The sequence below is a fragment of the Shewanella sp. KJ2020 genome, assembly GCF_024197625.1.
Classification (GTDB): Bacteria; Pseudomonadota; Gammaproteobacteria; order Enterobacterales; family Shewanellaceae; genus Shewanella.
In genome coordinates, this window is the sequence record NZ_JAKUKD010000004.1 from 144951 (window position 1) to 161960 (window position 17010).

The 17010-nt window shown below is 47.3% G+C and carries 12 protein-coding genes; 7 read left to right on the forward strand and 5 right to left on the reverse strand.

Annotation, left to right across the window (positions count from 1 at the left end):
* Positions 1-94 precede the first annotated feature (94 nt).
* From lpxM to pheS, 4 genes are all read right to left on the reverse strand, one after another.
* The gene (gene lpxM, locus MJO46_RS02720) at positions 95-1033 is read right to left on the reverse strand and encodes a lauroyl-Kdo(2)-lipid IV(A) myristoyltransferase (RefSeq protein ID WP_253988014.1); all 939 of its coding nucleotides are present in this window, start codon (positions 1031-1033) and stop codon (positions 95-97) included.
* Positions 1034-1137: 104 nt separating this feature from the next.
* A complete protein-coding gene (gene ihfA / locus MJO46_RS02725) occupies positions 1138-1434 on the reverse strand; it encodes an integration host factor subunit alpha (protein WP_253988015.1) in 297 nt (98 codons plus the stop codon).
* A 3-nt stretch (positions 1435-1437) separates the two neighbouring features.
* Entirely contained in the window at positions 1438-3825 is a 2388-nt protein-coding gene (pheT, locus tag MJO46_RS02730) for a phenylalanine--tRNA ligase subunit beta (RefSeq protein ID WP_253988016.1), read from the reverse strand.
* Positions 3826-3840: 15 nt separating this feature from the next.
* Positions 3841-4824, reverse strand: a complete 984-nt coding sequence (gene pheS, locus MJO46_RS02735; RefSeq protein WP_253988017.1) for a phenylalanine--tRNA ligase subunit alpha — start codon at positions 4822-4824, stop codon at positions 3841-3843.
* A 469-nt stretch (positions 4825-5293) separates the two neighbouring features.
* Here pheS and MJO46_RS02740 point away from each other — a divergent pair, with 469 nt between their 5' ends.
* Entirely contained in the window at positions 5294-6814 is a 1521-nt protein-coding gene (locus tag MJO46_RS02740) for a methyl-accepting chemotaxis protein (RefSeq protein ID WP_253988036.1), read from the forward strand.
* 514 nt (positions 6815-7328) lie between these two features.
* Entirely contained in the window at positions 7329-7619 is a 291-nt protein-coding gene (locus MJO46_RS02745) for a cytochrome c3 family protein (RefSeq protein WP_037417920.1), read from the forward strand.
* Between the two features lie 230 nt (positions 7620-7849).
* Here MJO46_RS02745 and MJO46_RS02750 read toward each other — a convergent pair whose 3' ends face one another.
* Positions 7850-9859 carry an ATP-dependent DNA helicase gene (locus tag MJO46_RS02750; protein ID WP_253988018.1) on the reverse strand — a complete coding sequence of 670 codons (2010 nt, stop codon included), beginning with the start codon at positions 9857-9859 and terminating at the stop codon, positions 7850-7852.
* A gap of 1027 nt (positions 9860-10886) precedes the next feature.
* On the opposite strand from MJO46_RS02750, the gene MJO46_RS02755 reads away from it, so the two are divergent.
* From MJO46_RS02755 to hisB, 5 genes are all read left to right on the forward strand, one after another.
* Positions 10887-11348, forward strand: coding sequence for a hypothetical protein (locus tag MJO46_RS02755; protein WP_253988019.1), 462 nt, complete (start codon positions 10887-10889; stop codon positions 11346-11348).
* 1141 nt (positions 11349-12489) lie between these two features.
* Positions 12490-13389 carry an ATP phosphoribosyltransferase gene (hisG, locus tag MJO46_RS02760; RefSeq protein WP_253988020.1) on the forward strand — a complete coding sequence of 300 codons (900 nt, stop codon included), beginning with the start codon at positions 12490-12492 and terminating at the stop codon, positions 13387-13389.
* Positions 13390-13392: 3 nt separating this feature from the next.
* Positions 13393-14715, forward strand: coding sequence for a histidinol dehydrogenase (hisD, locus tag MJO46_RS02765; RefSeq protein WP_253988021.1), 1323 nt, complete (start codon positions 13393-13395; stop codon positions 14713-14715).
* Entirely contained in the window at positions 14712-15875 is a 1164-nt protein-coding gene (gene hisC / locus MJO46_RS02770; protein ID WP_253988022.1) for a histidinol-phosphate transaminase, read from the forward strand. The genes hisD and hisC overlap by 4 nt, the downstream gene beginning before the upstream one ends.
* 29 nt (positions 15876-15904) lie before the next feature.
* Positions 15905-16996: a bifunctional histidinol-phosphatase/imidazoleglycerol-phosphate dehydratase HisB gene (gene hisB, locus MJO46_RS02775; protein WP_253988023.1), complete on the forward strand. Its 1092-nt coding sequence runs from the start codon at positions 15905-15907 to the stop codon at positions 16994-16996.
* Positions 16997-17010: the final 14 nt, after the last annotated feature.

Consider the following 17010-nt stretch of genomic DNA (forward strand, 5'->3'; position numbering starts at 1 on the left):
TGGCTTTGAGCACTCAGTGTTCAAAGCCATCTGTATTCAATGCCATTCACGTTCAAAGCCATTTTAAGCCACAATCAGCGGGCTAGCTCATCATCTAACGGTAGATAGAGGTTTCACCCTCTGGGCGCGTCTTGAGAACGCGTAGAAACCACATATACTGCTCTGGGTAAGCTAAGATAACTTGCTCAACCACTTTGTTCAGTGCCAACGCCTCGTTTTCTTTACCCACCATATCTTCCGGCGCAACCGCCGCCATCACAGTGAGATCAAATTGCCGTGTCCCTTGGTTGTAACCAATCTTCACCGGCAGCACTTGGGCATTACCCGCCTGAGCTAAACGCCCAACGACCGGGAGCGTCGCCTTCACTGTGCCTAAAAATGGCGCAAATACGCTTTGCTCTGGGCCTAAATCTTCATCGGGCAGATAAAAGAAACTGTTATTACGCTTAAGCTCGGCCAATAACGCTCGAATACCCGCCTCGCGCATATACACATAACCACCGCAGCTACTGCGCACTCGATTGCTAAACCAATTGAATAATCCATTTTTATGGGCCTTAGCCATAGTCACCATAGGTAACTCGAGGTTAAGGCGTAAGCCGGCATAATCGATAGGCCAGACATGGGGCATAATAAAAATCACCGGTTGGCCCGCCGCTTGAGCCGCTTTCACATGTTCAAAACCGATAAGATTCACCCTGCGGCGCAAATGCGCTTTCGAGCGCACTAATAACTCGCCTTGGGCCAACAGCACTAAGACAAAGTTTTGTACGTTGTCGCGGATTAACGCTTCGATCTCGGCGGTGGATTTTTCAGGGAAACAGGCCTTCAAATTCGCTCTCGCAATCCCTATGGGTTTTTTCGCAATCGGGAGCACTAATCTTGCCAATAATCTGGCAATGGGATCACGCAGCCATGCGGGCATGAGTCCGAAAATCACTAATAGACCAATCGCCAACCAAGTGGCCCAGTATTGAGGGTGTAATAGGGCGAGTTTAAAACGACGGTCGAAATGTTTGGGCTGTCTTGACAAAGAATTCACCTCAGACAGTGGATAAAGATAATGAAGATATTGCACGAAAAAATAAACAGGAAAGCCACTCCCAAAGGAGTGGCTTTCCCATCAAACAAACGAAATTACTTACCCGTGTTTGAAGCTTCTACGCGGGTTTTCAGCTTCTGGCCGGGACGGAATGTCACGACACGGCGAGCAGAAATAGGGATATCTTCGCCTGTTTTTGGGTTCCTTCCCGGTCTTTGATTCTTGTCCCTAAGGTCAAAGTTGCCAAAGCCAGATAACTTGACCTGCTCACCACTTTCAAGTGCGCCTCGAATCTCTTCAAAGAACGACTCAACCATCTCTTTGGCGACACGCTTGTTCATTCCCAGTGTTTCAAAAAGATGTTCTGCCATTTCGGCCTTGGTAAGTGCCATACTTTAATCCCTCAACGATGCGTTGAACTCGGCCTTAAGGGCGGAAACAACTGAACCAACGGTATCAGCAATCTCTTTTTCCTCAAGTGTACGAGTAGTGTCTTGTAATGTAAGTGCTATCGCTAGGCTCTTTTTGCCAGGCTCAACACCTTTACCTAAGTATACATCGAACAAGTTTATGCCAACCAACTGATTTTCGCCAACTTTTCTTATCACTTTCATTACATCGCCTGCAGATACACTCTCATCTACTACTACAGCAATGTCACGACGATTAGCTGGAAACTTAGATACAGCTTGGGCTAGCGGCAAACTGGTATGCAATAAAGCATCCAATTCCAACTCAAAAACGATGGTTTTACCATTGAGTCCAAAAGGCTTCTCCAAACTAGGATGGATTGCACCTATATGACCGATCACTCGATCATTTCTCAATATTTCAGCACATTGCCCCGGATGGAGAGCAGAATGTGTCGCTACTCTAAAGCTAAATTCTGATGCGGAAACTGTCAAGCCGATAATTGCTTCTAAATCACCTTTAAGGTCGAAAAAATCAACAGTTTTCGATTCCATAGCCCAATGTTCGTCATTTTGGAGCCCAGTTATGACGCAAGCGAGCATAGCTTGCTGTCTTACACCTGATTCTGCATTGATATCAGGAACAAAGCGCAGGCCAGTTTCAAAAAGTCTCACTCGGCTCTGTTGACGACTTTGGTTGTAACCAACGGCAGTCAATAATCCGGTGAACATCGACAAACGCATAGCCGACATTTCGCTGGAAATGGGGTTTGGTAATACCATAGCCTGCTCACCTGGATGCACCAGGTTTTGCAGTTTGGGATCGACAAAGCTGTAGGTAACCGCTTCTTGGAAGCCGCGGGCAACTAATAGGGCACGAACGCGTTTTAGGCTTAAATCAGATTCTTTATGATCTGACATCCGCAGCGCGGCAACGGGCGCCGTATTCGGGATATTGTTATAACCGTAAATACGCGCCACTTCTTCGATTAAGTCTTCTTCAATCGCCATATCGAAGCGATAGGTCGCAGTAGTGACCTGCCAACTCCCCTCACCTGCAACTACGCTAAAACCTAAACGCTCGAGGATTTCAGCCACATCGCTGTCGGGCACGTAGTGACCGAGGATTTTATCTAACTTACTGCGACGTAATAAAATTTGCGCAGGTTTGGGTAAGTCAGCGTCAGATTTAGCTTCCACCACTGGGCCCGCTTCACCGCCACAGATATCCAGCACTAAACGAGTCGCACGGTCGATAACCTTATGTTGCATCTCAGGGTCAACACCACGCTCAAAGCGGTGTGATGAATCCGTGTGCAAGCCTAAACGACGTGATTTACCCATAATGGCAAGCGGCGCGAAGAAGGCGCATTCAAGCAGTATGTCTTGGGTGGTGTCGCTCACGCCTGAGTACTCACCGCCAAACACGCCAGCAAGGGCTAATGGACGCGCATCATCGGCAATCACTAGCGTATCGTTTGGAATGGTCACTTCGCTGCCATCGAGCAGGGTGATCTTCTCATCACCCGTGCCTAAACGCACATGGATATCGCCAGATAATTTGGCTAAGTCAAAGGCGTGCATAGGTTGACCGAATTCAATCAACACAAAGTTAGTAATATCAACGATAGGATCGATAGAGCGAATGCCGCTACGGCGCAGTTTTTCCTGCATCCATAAAGGCGTTGGCGCTTTCACGTTGACGTTTTTAACCACACGGCCTAAGTAACGTGGACAAGCGGCTGGCGCCTTAACGTTAATAGTAACTTTGGCATCTGTCGTTGGTGTGACGGCTTGCCACTGTGGCTCAACCACAGCTTGGCGATTTAACACGCCTACTTCACGGGCAAGGCCTGCCATGCCTAAGCAATCGGCGCGGTTAGCAGTCAAATCGACCTCAATTACCGCATCATCAAGCTTAAGATATTCACGTAAATCTGTACCTAGTGGCGCGTCGAGTGGCAGTTCGATAATGCCATCGCTTTCGACGTTAATGCCAAGCTCGCTGTATGAACACAACATGCCTTCTGATGGCATGCCACGCAGCTTGGCTTTCTTGATTTTGAAATCGCCAGGTAATACGGCGCCAACCATAGCCACGGCCACTTTAAGACCTTGACGGCAGTTTGGTGCGCCGCAGACGATATCGATAAGCTCGCCTGTACCTACGCTGACTTTGGTCACGCGTAATTTATCGGCATCGGGATGCTGACCACACTCAACCACTTCACCCACTACTACGCCATTAAAATCGGCGGCAACAGGATCAACGCCATCGACTTCAAGGCCAGCCATAGTGATCTGGTGGGATAATGCTTCACGGCTGATGGAAGGATTTACCCATTCACGAAGCCAAGATTCGCTAAATTTCATGCTATTACAGCTCCGTTATTTAAATTGCTTCAGGAAACGTAGGTCGTTTTCGAAAAACGCACGTAGATCGTTTACGCCATAACGCAACATAGTTAAGCGCTCGACACCCATACCAAAAGCAAAACCAGAGTATTTTTCTGGATCTATGCCAACACTGCGCAGCACATTAGGGTGCACCATGCCGCAACCTAGCACTTCTAACCATTTACCGTTTTTGCCCATCACATCCACTTCGGCCGAAGGCTCAGTGAAAGGGAAGTAAGAAGGACGGAAACGCACCTGCAGATCTTCTTCGAAGAAATTACGCAGGAAGTCATGCAAAATGCCCTTCAGTTCGGCGAAGTTCACATGCTCATCCACGAGCAAACCTTCCACTTGGTGGAACATTGGCGTGTGGGTTTGGTCGTAATCGTTACGATAAACGCGGCCCGGAGAAATAATGCGCAGTGGCGGTTTTTCAGTTTCCATAGTACGAATTTGCACGCCCGAGGTTTGGGTACGCAGCATCAGTTTAGGATTGAAATAAAAGGTATCATGATCGGCGCGGGCTGGGTGGTGCTCAGAGATATTCAGTGCATCGAAATTGTGGAAATCATCTTCAATTTCAGGCCCCTGCTTTACCGAGAACCCTAATTCCCCGAAAAAGGTTTCGACACGCTCAATGGTACGCGTCACTGGATGTAAGCCACCGATCTCTTGGGTACGGCCTGGCAAAGTCACATCAATCTTTTCGGCGATTAATTTAGCTTCCAGTTCCGAACTCTTCAGACCATCGATGCGCTCAGTTAATTTTTGTTGAATCGCCTGTTTAGCATCATTGACCGCTTGGCCAAAGGCGGGCTTTTCTTCAGGGCTTAAGCTACCCATCAATTTCATCATGTCGGTGATCTTACCTTTCTTACCTAGGTAATCGACACGGATATCATCCAGTGCTTTTAGATCACTGGCCTGGTCAATAATGACTAAGGCTTGTTCTACGATCTCAGTTAACTGCTGCATTTTCTCTTCCACTGCATAGTCGCGCTTGATAAACAAGTGCTATGGGCGCCAAACTTTCAGGCTATTTGGGTGCTCAGGTTATCGGGCGTTAATGCCAGACGCTTTGCTAGCTATAACGAAATAAAAGGATAGAAATTTTACGCGAGCGAGCGGCATATTACTAGGGCTTATTGGGGGTTTTTATCATGCAAATTCATGTGTTACCCCTGAATGGAGAATGCATTTTGTTCATGCCTAGATTCAGCCGATGCTTTTTACGCCAAGATCTTCCTGTTATGCGCCACTAGCAGCAAATGTAACTAAACTGTAAACTCGAGATTGTACCTTGCCGACATTGCAGCAAATGCATCAAAAAAGACTGCAATTGGATAAAAATAATACAAGCAATTGCTTACAAAGCAAAAAACATAAAGTCTATGGCAAACTGACCGATATAGATTCGGTATCAGCCCAATTTATCGAGGCGCTAATGAAAGAAGTTAAATTTCGCTGGATAGATCAATATCTTATCCACATGACCTTAAAAACCAAATTCGCTATTCTAGCCCTAGTTCCCATGTTAATGATTGTGGGATTCTCAGTTTTCCTTAATAACCAGTTTCAACAAACACTGCTCGACAATCATCTAGCCACACTACAAACCTCATCACAAAAAATAAACCAAATGGCGGGTCTACTTTACGGAAAATCGACCGAACAAGAACGTCAGGCACTCGAAGGCCAGCTAAGACGTGATCTAGAAGGTAATATCAGTATTGTTTCGATCACCTCCGCCGATGCTAAAGCCCAATCCATTGCCCGCAGTGGCGGTGGCATCGAGACTAGTGGTAAGGCGTTAAGGGCCATTAGCAGCGTGAATGATCAAGAGCTTATCACTATCATCCCTATCGATGAGCGGGAGCTTGATGCCCTACTCGCCAAGGATAATTGGCTGGTTTACGGACTGATGGCAGCACTCCTGTTCGTGTTGTTTTTATTTAGCTATTACATTTCGACCTTTGTCGGCGGTGCACTCTACACCACAGTCATGGCATTAAAACGGGCCGCATCCGGTGATTTAACCGGACGTTTAAACTTCTTCGAAGTCAAAGATGAGTTCAGTATCTTAGCCATCAGCATAGATACCTTAGTCGAACGTCAACATACACTAGTGAAGCAAATAGCCGAGTCCACCCGCAAGATTAGGGAAGTTGTTGCTTCATTTAGAAATACAGCGCAGCAGGGACAATCCCTTGCGGTAAACCAACGTCAACATCTCGATTCTTTAGCGACCGCCATGGAGGAAATGACCGCGGCGGTTAAAGAAGTGGCGCGCAATGCCGAGCAATCCTCCGCCGAAACCCAAGAAGCCAATCAACAGGTGAGCGCGGGGGCCAAGGATATAGACACCACAGTTAAGGCGATAGATCTGTTATCGGATGACATTTCCAACGCCTCCGATGCAGTCGCTGTGCTTAACGAAAACGCCAGTAAAATTGATGAAGTGGTCTCCACCATTAATGCCATTTCCCAGCAAACCAATCTACTCGCCCTCAACGCAGCCATTGAAGCGGCGCGCGCCGGTGAGCAAGGTCGAGGCTTTGCGGTAGTTGCCGATGAAGTGAGAACCCTTGCGGGCCGCACGCAAGCCGCAACGGTCGAGATTAAAACCATGATCGAGGCCCTGCAATTGGGCGCCCGTAACTTGACGCAAGTTATGTCGCGTACCGTGAGCCAAGCAAGCGAAGGCAAGCAGCATGTGCTGCAAACGGGCACAGATCTCGAACATATTGCCCACCATAGTCATAAAGTCTTCGAAATGAGTGTATTAATTGCCACCTCGGCGGAAGAACAATCGGCGGTTGCCAACGAAATTGCCACTAATTTGATGGAAATTCGTAACCAATCCCATGATGTTGAACAATCGGCGAATCAATCGGTTTCAGGCTGTGATGAACTGCAAGCCACCGCGGGACAACTGGACCAACTGATGGTGGGTTTAAAAATCTAATCGTTGAAGTGCTAAGCAACAAGGGAGCCAAGCACCCTTGTTGCTTAAATAACGAGTCGCCATCAGATTAATCCCTAATTAATTCATTTCTACAATTTAGAATTCCTAAATAAATTAAAATAAAATCTAAATTTCAAAAGTTAGATTTAGATTATTGAATTTATCGACCACACAACACAATCTTGATCATACTTTTAAACTAAAAAAGTATTCATCCCCTCACCTTTGATAACGATCAACGTTTTGTCACCTTAAAAATCTATTATACGTTCACAAAGCTAAGTATAAACCTCTAGATTATTATTAATTTAAGCTTAATAAACCCTAATATATTTCAGTACACATTAATAATAAAACAGCGATGTAAGATTCAAGGGAAATACTATTTAGACCTTTAAAAAAGCAATAATTGCGCATTACCTATATTGCGCCACTAGCTCTTTATTATCGGATAAGAGCTTATTTGCTGGCTTGAGAATGATGATTTAACCCACAATAAAAGAAGGAAAATAACATGCTTAAAAAGATGATGCTAATGTGTGCACTGTGTTTCTCTACTAGTTTAATGGCGGCATCACTTGCCGACAGCCATTCTGAAAGATCAGACTGTGAATCATGCCATAAGGATAAAACACCTTCTGCGGATTATGTTTTTGAAAATGAGCAATGTGTATCATGCCATGGCGAAATGAAAACACTCGCAGGTGAAGCTCATACTAAGCATGATGGCGTTTTAACATGCACTAATTGCCATATCGCTCATGAAGAAAAAGCACCTGCTGATGCCTGCAAAGCATGCCATTAACTCACTAAAAATCTAAAGCCAAAAGCCGAAGAATAATTTGTTTTGAATGGACCCATTTGGCAGGATGCCACTTGACCCACCTCCAAGGGTGTTTGCCATCTATTGCTCACAGGTGGCAATTTTTATCCCCGTTTGTATCCCCTTAATGTATATCTAACAACTGAATACTTCGCTCATATTCCATAAAATAAGACAAATTTAAGCATCCCAAGTAAACCATAACACGAGTGTCAGGGTATTGTTCTCAAGAACGCCAAGGCTTTATCTAAATCGCGGGTGCGCGCCATCGGCGGCAGTGAGTTTAAAAAGGCTTGGCCGTAATAGCGATTCACAATGCGATTATCACAAAGGATCAGCACACCGCGATCTTTTTCATCGCGAATAAGCCGGCCAACCCCTTGTTTTAGCGCAATAATCGCCTGCGGTAACGACACTTCAGTAAAAGGGTCTAATCCCTGACGGCTCACGTTGTCTGCCCTCGCGCGGTACAGAGGCTCATCGGGCGACACGAAGGGAAGTTTGTCGATAATCACGCAGCTTAACAGTTTTCCGCGTACATCCACTCCTTCCCAAAAACTGCTAGTACCGAGCAATACCGCATTACCGAGTTGACGAAACTTAGTCAGCAAACTCTGTTTACCCGCCTGCCCTTGCACCAACAGCGGATATTGAGTCCGGGTTCGCAGCGCCAACGCCGTTTGTTCGAGCATATGGTGACTAGTGAATAAAATAAAAGTGCGCCCCTGGGCCGCATCTATCGCTTGCACGCACACATCCACCAGTTGTTTTAAAGCCTGCTGTTGATTGGTCACGCTACCCAGTTGTCTGGGCACACAAAATACTGCCTGACGGGGATAATCGAAGGGACTGTCTAAAATACCTTGCCGCGCATTGATTATGCCCATCTCTCTGGCAAAGTGCTCCAAGCTACGATTAACCTGCAGGGTTGCCGAGGTAAATATCCAACTGGTTTCAGGCACAAATAATTGTTGGCACTCTCGGGCAATATTAATGGGCGAAATTCGCAGCCCTACAAAGCGACTACCAAATTCGATACTGTAGGCCGCCTGATGATTATCACAGCTAAAAAACACACTCAGCTTACTATTGAGTTCGGTAAGCTTAATGGCAATATCATCCAATAATTCACTGCGGCCAATATGGGCCAGTAATAAATTTTGCAGCGCGGTTAATTCAGTCAACAAATCCCAAGAGGCAAGCACTATGGCTTTATTTCCCAACACCCGTCGCCAATCGGATTCACCGCTGGAATAGAGCTGATTATGCCAATCACTTAATTTAGCGAGACAACGCTGGCAAAACTGAGCAATTTGCCCCGTGTCACTGAGCTCAGTTTGATAAATAACCAATAACTTTTGAATAAAATCATCAATAGTGCGACTCGAGCATTGTTGGCCAAAATAATTAACGCAAATATCGGGTAATAAATGCGCTTCATCGAAAATCACCACATCGGGATCGGGCAATAACTCGGCAAAGCCCGTGTCTTTTAGAGCGCTATCGGCGAAAAACAAATGGTGGTTCACCACGATAATTTTGGCATCCATAGCCCGGCTGCGCGCTTTGCGGGTAAAACAGGCATCGTAAAAATCGCAGCGCTTACCAATACAGCTTTCCTTAGTGCTGACCACGAGCGGCAGCGCCGATGAATTCTCCGGCACAGAGGTTAAACCGCCAATATCGCCATCTTTACTGATCCCCGCCCACTGATTGATTTTCAACAAATCATCCAACAGGCGCGCATCAATCTGTGTCGCCTCACTCATTTGCTTATCGAGTCGCCACTGGCACAGATAGTTATTGCGCCCCTTCAGCAGCGCCAGTTTGGGCTCAATCCCCAACATAGTGACCAGCGCGGGTAAGTCTTTAAAAAACAACTGTTCTTGCAGGTTTTTACTACCCGTACTAACGATAACTTGCTTGCCGCTCAATATCGCGGGGATCAAATACGCAAAGGTTTTACCTACCCCAGTGCCCGCCTCGATCACCAGATCACCTTGAGTGGACATAGCCTCACTCACCCACTGCGCCATTTGGATTTGGCTTTGACGTGCACTAAACCCTTGAATATGTTTAGACAATACTCCATCGGGCAAAAATGCACGCTGCACTTCGGCCGCGAGTCGACTCACCGCTGCTGTGCCTTTTGAGGCAGTTGGCTTAGCCACTGTTTCTTTAGATAAACCGTGCTTTGATGTCGGTTGGCGGGAACGAGTCAAAGGGAGAATAAATCCTATATAAAGGTGTTAGGAACATCAGTGAAAACAGTACTGCAAGTCCACACAATAAATTACTGAGCGAGTGCACTGTGATACTTTATAAGCACACACAATGGTTAGTACCGCATACCGCTGCCGTAAACAATAGTGTTAAGCTTAACTGCTCGAAGCATTATGCTGATTTGAGTTCAGACTACAAGTTAGCAAGGTTAATTTCGCGGGTTCTTTCCCTCGCGCCATTCAAGAGACGACATTAAATCCATTCATTATGGGTATGTCAGTTTTGATACAAAGCACCCAAAACAAGACAGTTGAGCTACGCACATTACGCATTAATTGCCATTGCTTCCCCAGTGACACACCGCCCCTTTATTTAATAAGAAGTACCACAGAGTTCTCTACTAACACGTATCTGTTTTAGAAGGTCACTGGTGCAACAATGCCAATCTTACCTACCCCTCTAGCTGCTCGTTTAGCTAAAAAGCTATTGCCTCAAAGTGTGTTTCGTATTTTGAATGCTTTAATCAAAATCAAAGTCGTGGGGCTTCACCCCACACCCGACCAAGGAGGACTGCTCGTCCTATCCTCCTTGGATGCTCCAAGACGCCCCCAACGGAGTTGAGAGCCCCTTGTGCTCATTGACAAATTTGCTATCGCTTCCGAAGGATGCGTCCCTGCACCTGCGAAAGCTAGTCGGTCATCCATGACCGAACTCACGCAATTTGTCTATTCGCCCTGCGGCAACTCCGAGGGGAGGTGTATTCCTTAGAGTTTTGAGTCGTTAGATAGCGATTCATCAGCAAAAAATAAGCGCGAAAAATGAGAAAGATAAAACGATATCAAGTGATTACCCATCAAACTGTATAAAAAACCGCTACCGTAAAAAAGCAAATTCCTATAGCATCATTTATACCAATTGACATGGATGTGGCAGCGGCCATATTTGAGATTTAGTGAACAAGCGATTTATGCCCCGCAAACATCGCAGCGCATAAATACTAAGACGTTAGGCATTCAAGGAAGCGCAATGACTTCGATTTACGATAAAGAAGAATTATCAGACGATGATGTGCAAAATGAAATGTTCAGGAGAATGGAGAAGTACGAAGAAAAGTCCTTCCTAGAATGCTTTTCTATTTACCTTGGTACAGCGCAGATCCTAGAGTTTGCCTTAAAAAAGCTCCTCGAAGAAAAGTTTGCAATATCTGAAGAAGAAACGGAAAAACTCACACTTGGTCAAGCGCGAGCAAAGCTAGAATCTGTTGGGTTACGAGCGGATTACACAGAACTCCTAAAACAAGTGGTCAAAGACCGAAACCACGCCGCCCACGAATTATTGGCTAACCAAGCCTTGATAAGTGGCCTGGGCGTAGAGTTTAGCGAACGAATGCAGTTCAAAGAATTAAAGCACTTTACATTTGGCTTGGAACAAGCGGTATTTCTTTTCGACTATTTCCAACACAACAACGCATGGGTGGTCAATGCTTAACAAACGGCGGTAGGCGGCCCCATTTTTCGCTCCTTCGGCGCTACAAATGGCCCTCTGCGTCGGGCGTTAAACCCATAGAAATTTTAATCCGAAACTCAAAAATTAGAGTTGGGAATCTAACAAGTTTTTGTCCCAAAGCGTGCTGCGTGTCTCCTTAAAACCTACAGTTTATGCTAATGCTAAAAAAGGTGGGCCATGGGGATTGGAGAGACGACCGTCCGCTCCATGGTCGCTTTTTGGCATCCATGCCATCGCGGCATTTGTGGAGCCTTTCATATCAGACGGAGCAGCCCTGCACCAAGGACGGACTGGAACAACATCCCTGTTTAACTGCGAGTTCTCTATCTGATAGGCAGGAAGCCTGAATGTCGTGCAATGCAGGGATGCATGAGAACGACCATGGCTCTCCTTCACAACTTAGAAACCCTAGGTTTCTATTCACCGAGCTAGTGAGTAAATGCCATGGCAAGCCTGAGTGAATGGATATCAGCCAACGCCTCACAACTCACAACACAATGCACAACTCAAGTTACGAATCCCCTGCACGACTTTCCAACACATTTCCGTCCACGTTCAACAATCCCTCAACAAATATGTTCAATCGCTTTATTTAGCGACAACCCTCTACCTTTTCACAAAAACGCATAAATATTCTCATTTAATTCAAATTGGCTGTTGCAAAGACTCTTAAAAGCGGTTAGTTTAAATCCACTTATACGGATAGATGTCCGTAACAACGCATTCAAGGCTCCACTGTATTTCGACTGCACTTTATTTCGAACAGTTGGGCCAATAACGTTAAATACCGAGAGAGTAAAATGAGCACATTACTGAACGCTATCCATCACCACCATATGCGGTAGCCTTCGGACGCTCACTGCCGGAGGACTATATCCTTCTGGCGGACTGATTCAAGATAATCAAAAACCCCTGGAAGGAATTCCGGGGGTTTTTGCTTTTAGGCGTTAATTTGGGTTTTAGTTTAAATAAAAAATTTAGATATTTAATAAATTATCAATACGTTAGCTAGAGTTCTTGTTAGAGTTTTTAGCTCGAGCCCATTTAACGGCAGGCGTATTAAACTGATTAAACAACCTACTTTGAATCTTTTAATTTTGATACTTTTGAGCGAGATAACACTATGACTGAATCGAACCGTTTACGCATCGCCATCCAAAAATCTGGCCGTCTTTCTACTGACTCTCAGCAACTGCTAAGAAGCTGTGGTGTTAAATTTTCCATTAATGAACAACGTCTTATTGCTCACGCTGACAATATGCCTATCGATTTACTGCGCGTTCGTGATGACGATATCCCAGGACTGGTGATGGACGGCGTGGTCGATATGGGGATCATCGGTGAAAACGTGCTTGAAGAAGAACAAATCGAGCGTCAAACACTGAACAAGCCCGCAGATTGCCTCAAACTGCGTCAGTTGGATTTCGGTTCATGTCGCCTCTCGTTAGCCGTACCCACAGAATTCAGTTACGCCGATGCCTCCTCATTAGAAGGATTACGCATCGCCACGTCTTACCCGAACCTGCTGCGCCGTTTTATGCAACAAAAAGGCATAAATTATCGCGACTGTATGTTAAAAGGCTCGGTTGAAGTCGCCCCGCGCGCCGGCCTTGCCGATGGGATTTGTGATCTCGTGTCGACGGGCGCTACTTTAGAGGCCAACGGTTTATACGAAACCGAAGTGATTTACCGCTCAATGGCCTGCATCATTCAATCGACCCAAACCCAATCACCAACTAAACAAGCACTCATCGACAAAATTCTGTCCCGTGTCAACGGCGTTATCCGCGCCCGTGAGAGCAAGTACATCCTGCTGCACGCGCCAACCGAAACCTTAGATCAAATCGTCGCCCTGCTGCCCGGCGCTGAAAACCCAACCGTATTACCATTAAACGATGATACCAACCGCGTTGCTATCCACGCCGTCAGTACCGAAGATTTATTCTGGGATACCATGGAACAGCTGACCGCACTCGGTGCCAGCTCGATTCTGGTGATGCCAATCGAAAAAATGATGGGGTAATCTATGGAAATCCTAACTTGGTCCACCTTATCAACCGCCGAGCAGAAAACAGCGCTAAAACGCTCACCCTTAATTGGTGACAGCGGCTTAGAGCAAAGCGTTCGCGCCATTATCGATGCGGTGGCAACGCGGGGTGATGCCGCCATTGCCGAATTTAATCAAAAGTTTGATGGCTTTAATAGCGCGACCAGTGATGTAAATGGACAAGGAAGTGGCGAGCTGCGCATGGGGGAAGCCGAAATTGCTGCGGCAAGCGCACGGGTATCACCAGAGCTTAAAGCGGCGATCGCCAAAGCCATGGCGAACATAGATGTGTTTCACAGCGCCCAGCAATTTCGCCCGATTGATATGGAGACCGAGGCAGGAGTACGCTGCGAGCTACGTAGCGAACCGATTGAAAAAGTGGGTTTATATATTCCCGGTGGCAGCGCGCCATTAATTTCTACCGTGATGATGCTTGCCCTGCCCGCCAAGATCGCCGGCTGCGAACAAAGAGTATTAGTCAGCCCACCACCCATTAACGATGCGATTATCTATGCCGCCAATGCCTGTGGGATCACTGAAATTTATCAAGTGGGCGGCGCGCAGGCCATTGCAGCGCTAGCCTTTGGCACAGAAACCATTCCGGCGGTCGATAAGATTTTCGGCCCAGGTAATCGCTATGTGACTGAGGCTAAACGCTTAGTGTCACAAGATGGTCGCTGCACTGTGTGTATCGATATGCCCGCTGGCCCTTCTGAGGTGTTGGTGATTGCCGATAGCGATGCCAATTGCGAATTTATTGCCGCCGATTTGCTGTCGCAAGCTGAGCACGGCCCTGATTCACAAGTGATTTTAGTGACAGACTCGCAAGCGATCGCCGATGGTGTTAATGAGGCGCTGGCAAGACAACTCACCGCGCTGCCGCGTTGTGATATCGCGGCAACGGCGCTCCTCAGCAGTCGTACTTTTGTTGTGGACGACATGCTGCAAGCCGCGCAGGTGTCTAATCAATATGGGCCTGAGCACTTGATCATTCAAACGCGCTTTCCCCGTGAGGTACTGAAAAACATTCGCGCCGCTGGCTCAGTATTTTTAGGCGCTTATACGCCTGAATCTGTTGGCGATTATGCCAGTGGCACCAACCACGTGCTGCCGACCTACGGTTACAGCCGCGCCGTGTCGAGCCTGTCATTAGCCGATTTTAGCCGCCGCTTTACCGTGCAGGAACTCAGCGCTAAGGGCTTAATCGGATTGGGGCAAGCGGTCATGACATTAGCCAGTAACGAACTGCTCGATGCGCACAAAAATGCCGTCGCAGTGCGTTTAGCTAGCCTAGAAAAATGAGCCAAGTGACCAGCATGGAAAAGACAGCAGAACCCACAGCATTAACGGCATCAAAGTTAGCACCATCAACGTTAACGCAATCGGCGCCGCTAAATTTAGCAGAGCGTTTAGCGCGCCCTGAGTTACTGGATTTAACGCCCTACCAGAGTGCCCGCAGACTGGGTGGTCGTGGTGATATTTGGATCAACGCCAACGAATCCCCCTTCAATAATGTCGATACGTCAGCACTCGATTTATCGAAATTAAACCGTTACCCAGAATGCCAACCGCCGCAGCTTATCAATGCCTACAGCGAGTACAGCGGCGTAAGCGCCAGTAAGATAGTCGCCAGCCGCGGCGCCGATGAAGCGATTGAACTGCTCATTCGTGCCTTTTGTATACCGGGCGTTGATAGTATTGCAACCTTTGGCCCAACCTACGGCATGTATGCCATCAGCGCGCAAACCTTTAATGTGGGCGTTAAAGCATTAAATCTCAGCGCGGAATATGGCTTACCGACAAGCTATGCCGAAGACGTTCGCGGCGCAAAATTGGTGTTTATCTGCAATCCCAATAATCCGACCGGGACGGTGTTGGGCAAGGCCATTATCGAGCAAGCGATCAACGCCCTGCCCGATGCGCTTGTGGTGATCGACGAAGCTTATATTGAGTTTTGCCCCGAATACAGTGTGGCAGATTTGCTGGAAAGCTATCCGAATTTGGTGGTACTGCGCACCCTGTCAAAAGCCTTTGCACTCGCCGGCGCACGCTGTGGTTTTATGCTGGCAAACGAGGCCGTGGTCGAGATCATTATGCGCGTGATTGCGCCCTATCCTGTGCCACTGCCCGTGAGTGAAGTCGCCACCCAGGCACTATCAAGCGCAGGCGTTGCGCGGATGAAAATTCAGGTAAAAGAACTCAATCAACAGGGTAAAAGACTTGCCGCGGCACTCAATCTTTACTGTGAACAATGGGGCGGCAGAGTGATAACGCCCTATGGCAACTACGTATTGGCAGAATTTGACGATGTCGCCAAGGTAGCGGCGTTACTGCAAGACAGCGGTATTGTCGCCCGCGCCTACAAGGATCCAAGGCTTGCCAAGGCGATACGCTTCAGCTTTAGTTCAGAGGCAGATACCGATCGCTTAGTCGCCCTTTTTGAATCACAACGAGTTGAATAATAAAACGAACTATATTTTAAGGTAGCGCCATGAACCCACAATTTGTCCCAAACGTTGCACAAAAAATTCTGTTTATCGACCGCGATGGCACCTTAATTGAAGAGCCAGTCACCGACAAACAGGTCGATAGCCTGGCGAAATTAGTGTTTGAGCCACAGGTGATCCCTGCTTTGCTACGTCTACAAAAGGCGGGCTTTCGCCTAGTCATGGTCAGCAATCAAGACGGCCTTGGTACACCGTCTTTCCCGCAGGAAGATTTCGACGCGCCCCACAATATGATGATGCAAATCCTCAAAAGCCAAGGGGTTAACTTTGAAGATGTGGTGATTTGCCCACATTTTAACGATGAAAATTGCAGCTGCCGTAAACCTAAGCTGGGGCTAGTAAAAGACTATCTCACCCAAGGCTGCATCGATTTCACCCAATCGGCGGTGATTGGCGACCGCGAAACCGATGTGGAACTGGGCAATGCCATGGGCATTAAAAGCCTGAAATATCAACGCGACACTTTGGGCTGGAACGCCATCGCCGATGCACTGCTGAGTAAAGGCCGCACCGCCAATGTTGTGCGTACCACCAAAGAAACCGATATCCGCGTAACTGTTGATCTCGACAGCCCCGCTAAAGGCAAAATCGACACAGGCATTGGCTTTTTCGACCATATGCTCGATCAAATTGCCACCCACGGTAATTTTAGAATGGATGTGAAAGTCGATGGCGACTTAGAAATCGACGATCACCACAGTATCGAAGACACTGCGCTGGCCATAGGTGATGCCCTACGCCAAGCGCTCGGTGACAAACGCGGTATTGCCCGTTTCGGCTTTAGTCTACCGATGGATGAAGCCAAGGGTGAATGTCTGCTGGATATCTCTGGTCGCCCTTTTATCAAGTTCTCGGCCGATTTTGAACGCGAGCACGTCGGTGAAATGGCCACTGAAATGGTGCCGCACTTTTTCCGATCCTTTGCCGATGGCCTGCGCTGTACGCTGCATGTCGCCGCCGAAGGCGATAACGATCACCACAAGGTCGAAGCCCTGTTTAAAGTGCTCGGCCGCGCGCTACGCCAAGCGGTTAAAGTCGAAGGCGATATTCTGCCATCGAGCAAAGGCGTGCTTTAAGGCAGCAGCATAAA

What these genes read in the sequence shown, in the direction of transcription:
- MJO46_RS02745 (WP_037417920.1), top strand. Translation starts at nt 7,329, where the DNA reads ATGCTTAAAAAGATGATGCTAATGTGTGCACTGTGTTTCTCTACTAGT.
- MJO46_RS02740 (WP_253988036.1), top strand. Translation starts at nt 5,294, where the DNA reads ATGAAAGAAGTTAAATTTCGCTGGATAGATCAATATCTTATCCACATG.
- hisD (WP_253988021.1), top strand. Translation starts at nt 13,393, where the DNA reads ATGGAAATCCTAACTTGGTCCACCTTATCAACCGCCGAGCAGAAAACA.
- pheT (WP_253988016.1), bottom strand. Translation starts at nt 3,825, where the DNA reads ATGAAATTTAGCGAATCTTGGCTTCGTGAATGGGTAAATCCTTCCATC.
- hisB (WP_253988023.1), top strand. Translation starts at nt 15,905, where the DNA reads ATGAACCCACAATTTGTCCCAAACGTTGCACAAAAAATTCTGTTTATC.
- ihfA (WP_253988015.1), bottom strand. Translation starts at nt 1,434, where the DNA reads ATGGCACTTACCAAGGCCGAAATGGCAGAACATCTTTTTGAAACACTG.
- hisC (WP_253988022.1), top strand. Translation starts at nt 14,712, where the DNA reads ATGAGCCAAGTGACCAGCATGGAAAAGACAGCAGAACCCACAGCATTA.
- MJO46_RS02755 (WP_253988019.1), top strand. Translation starts at nt 10,887, where the DNA reads ATGACTTCGATTTACGATAAAGAAGAATTATCAGACGATGATGTGCAA.
- hisG (WP_253988020.1), top strand. Translation starts at nt 12,490, where the DNA reads ATGACTGAATCGAACCGTTTACGCATCGCCATCCAAAAATCTGGCCGT.
- pheS (WP_253988017.1), bottom strand. Translation starts at nt 4,824, where the DNA reads ATGCAGCAGTTAACTGAGATCGTAGAACAAGCCTTAGTCATTATTGAC.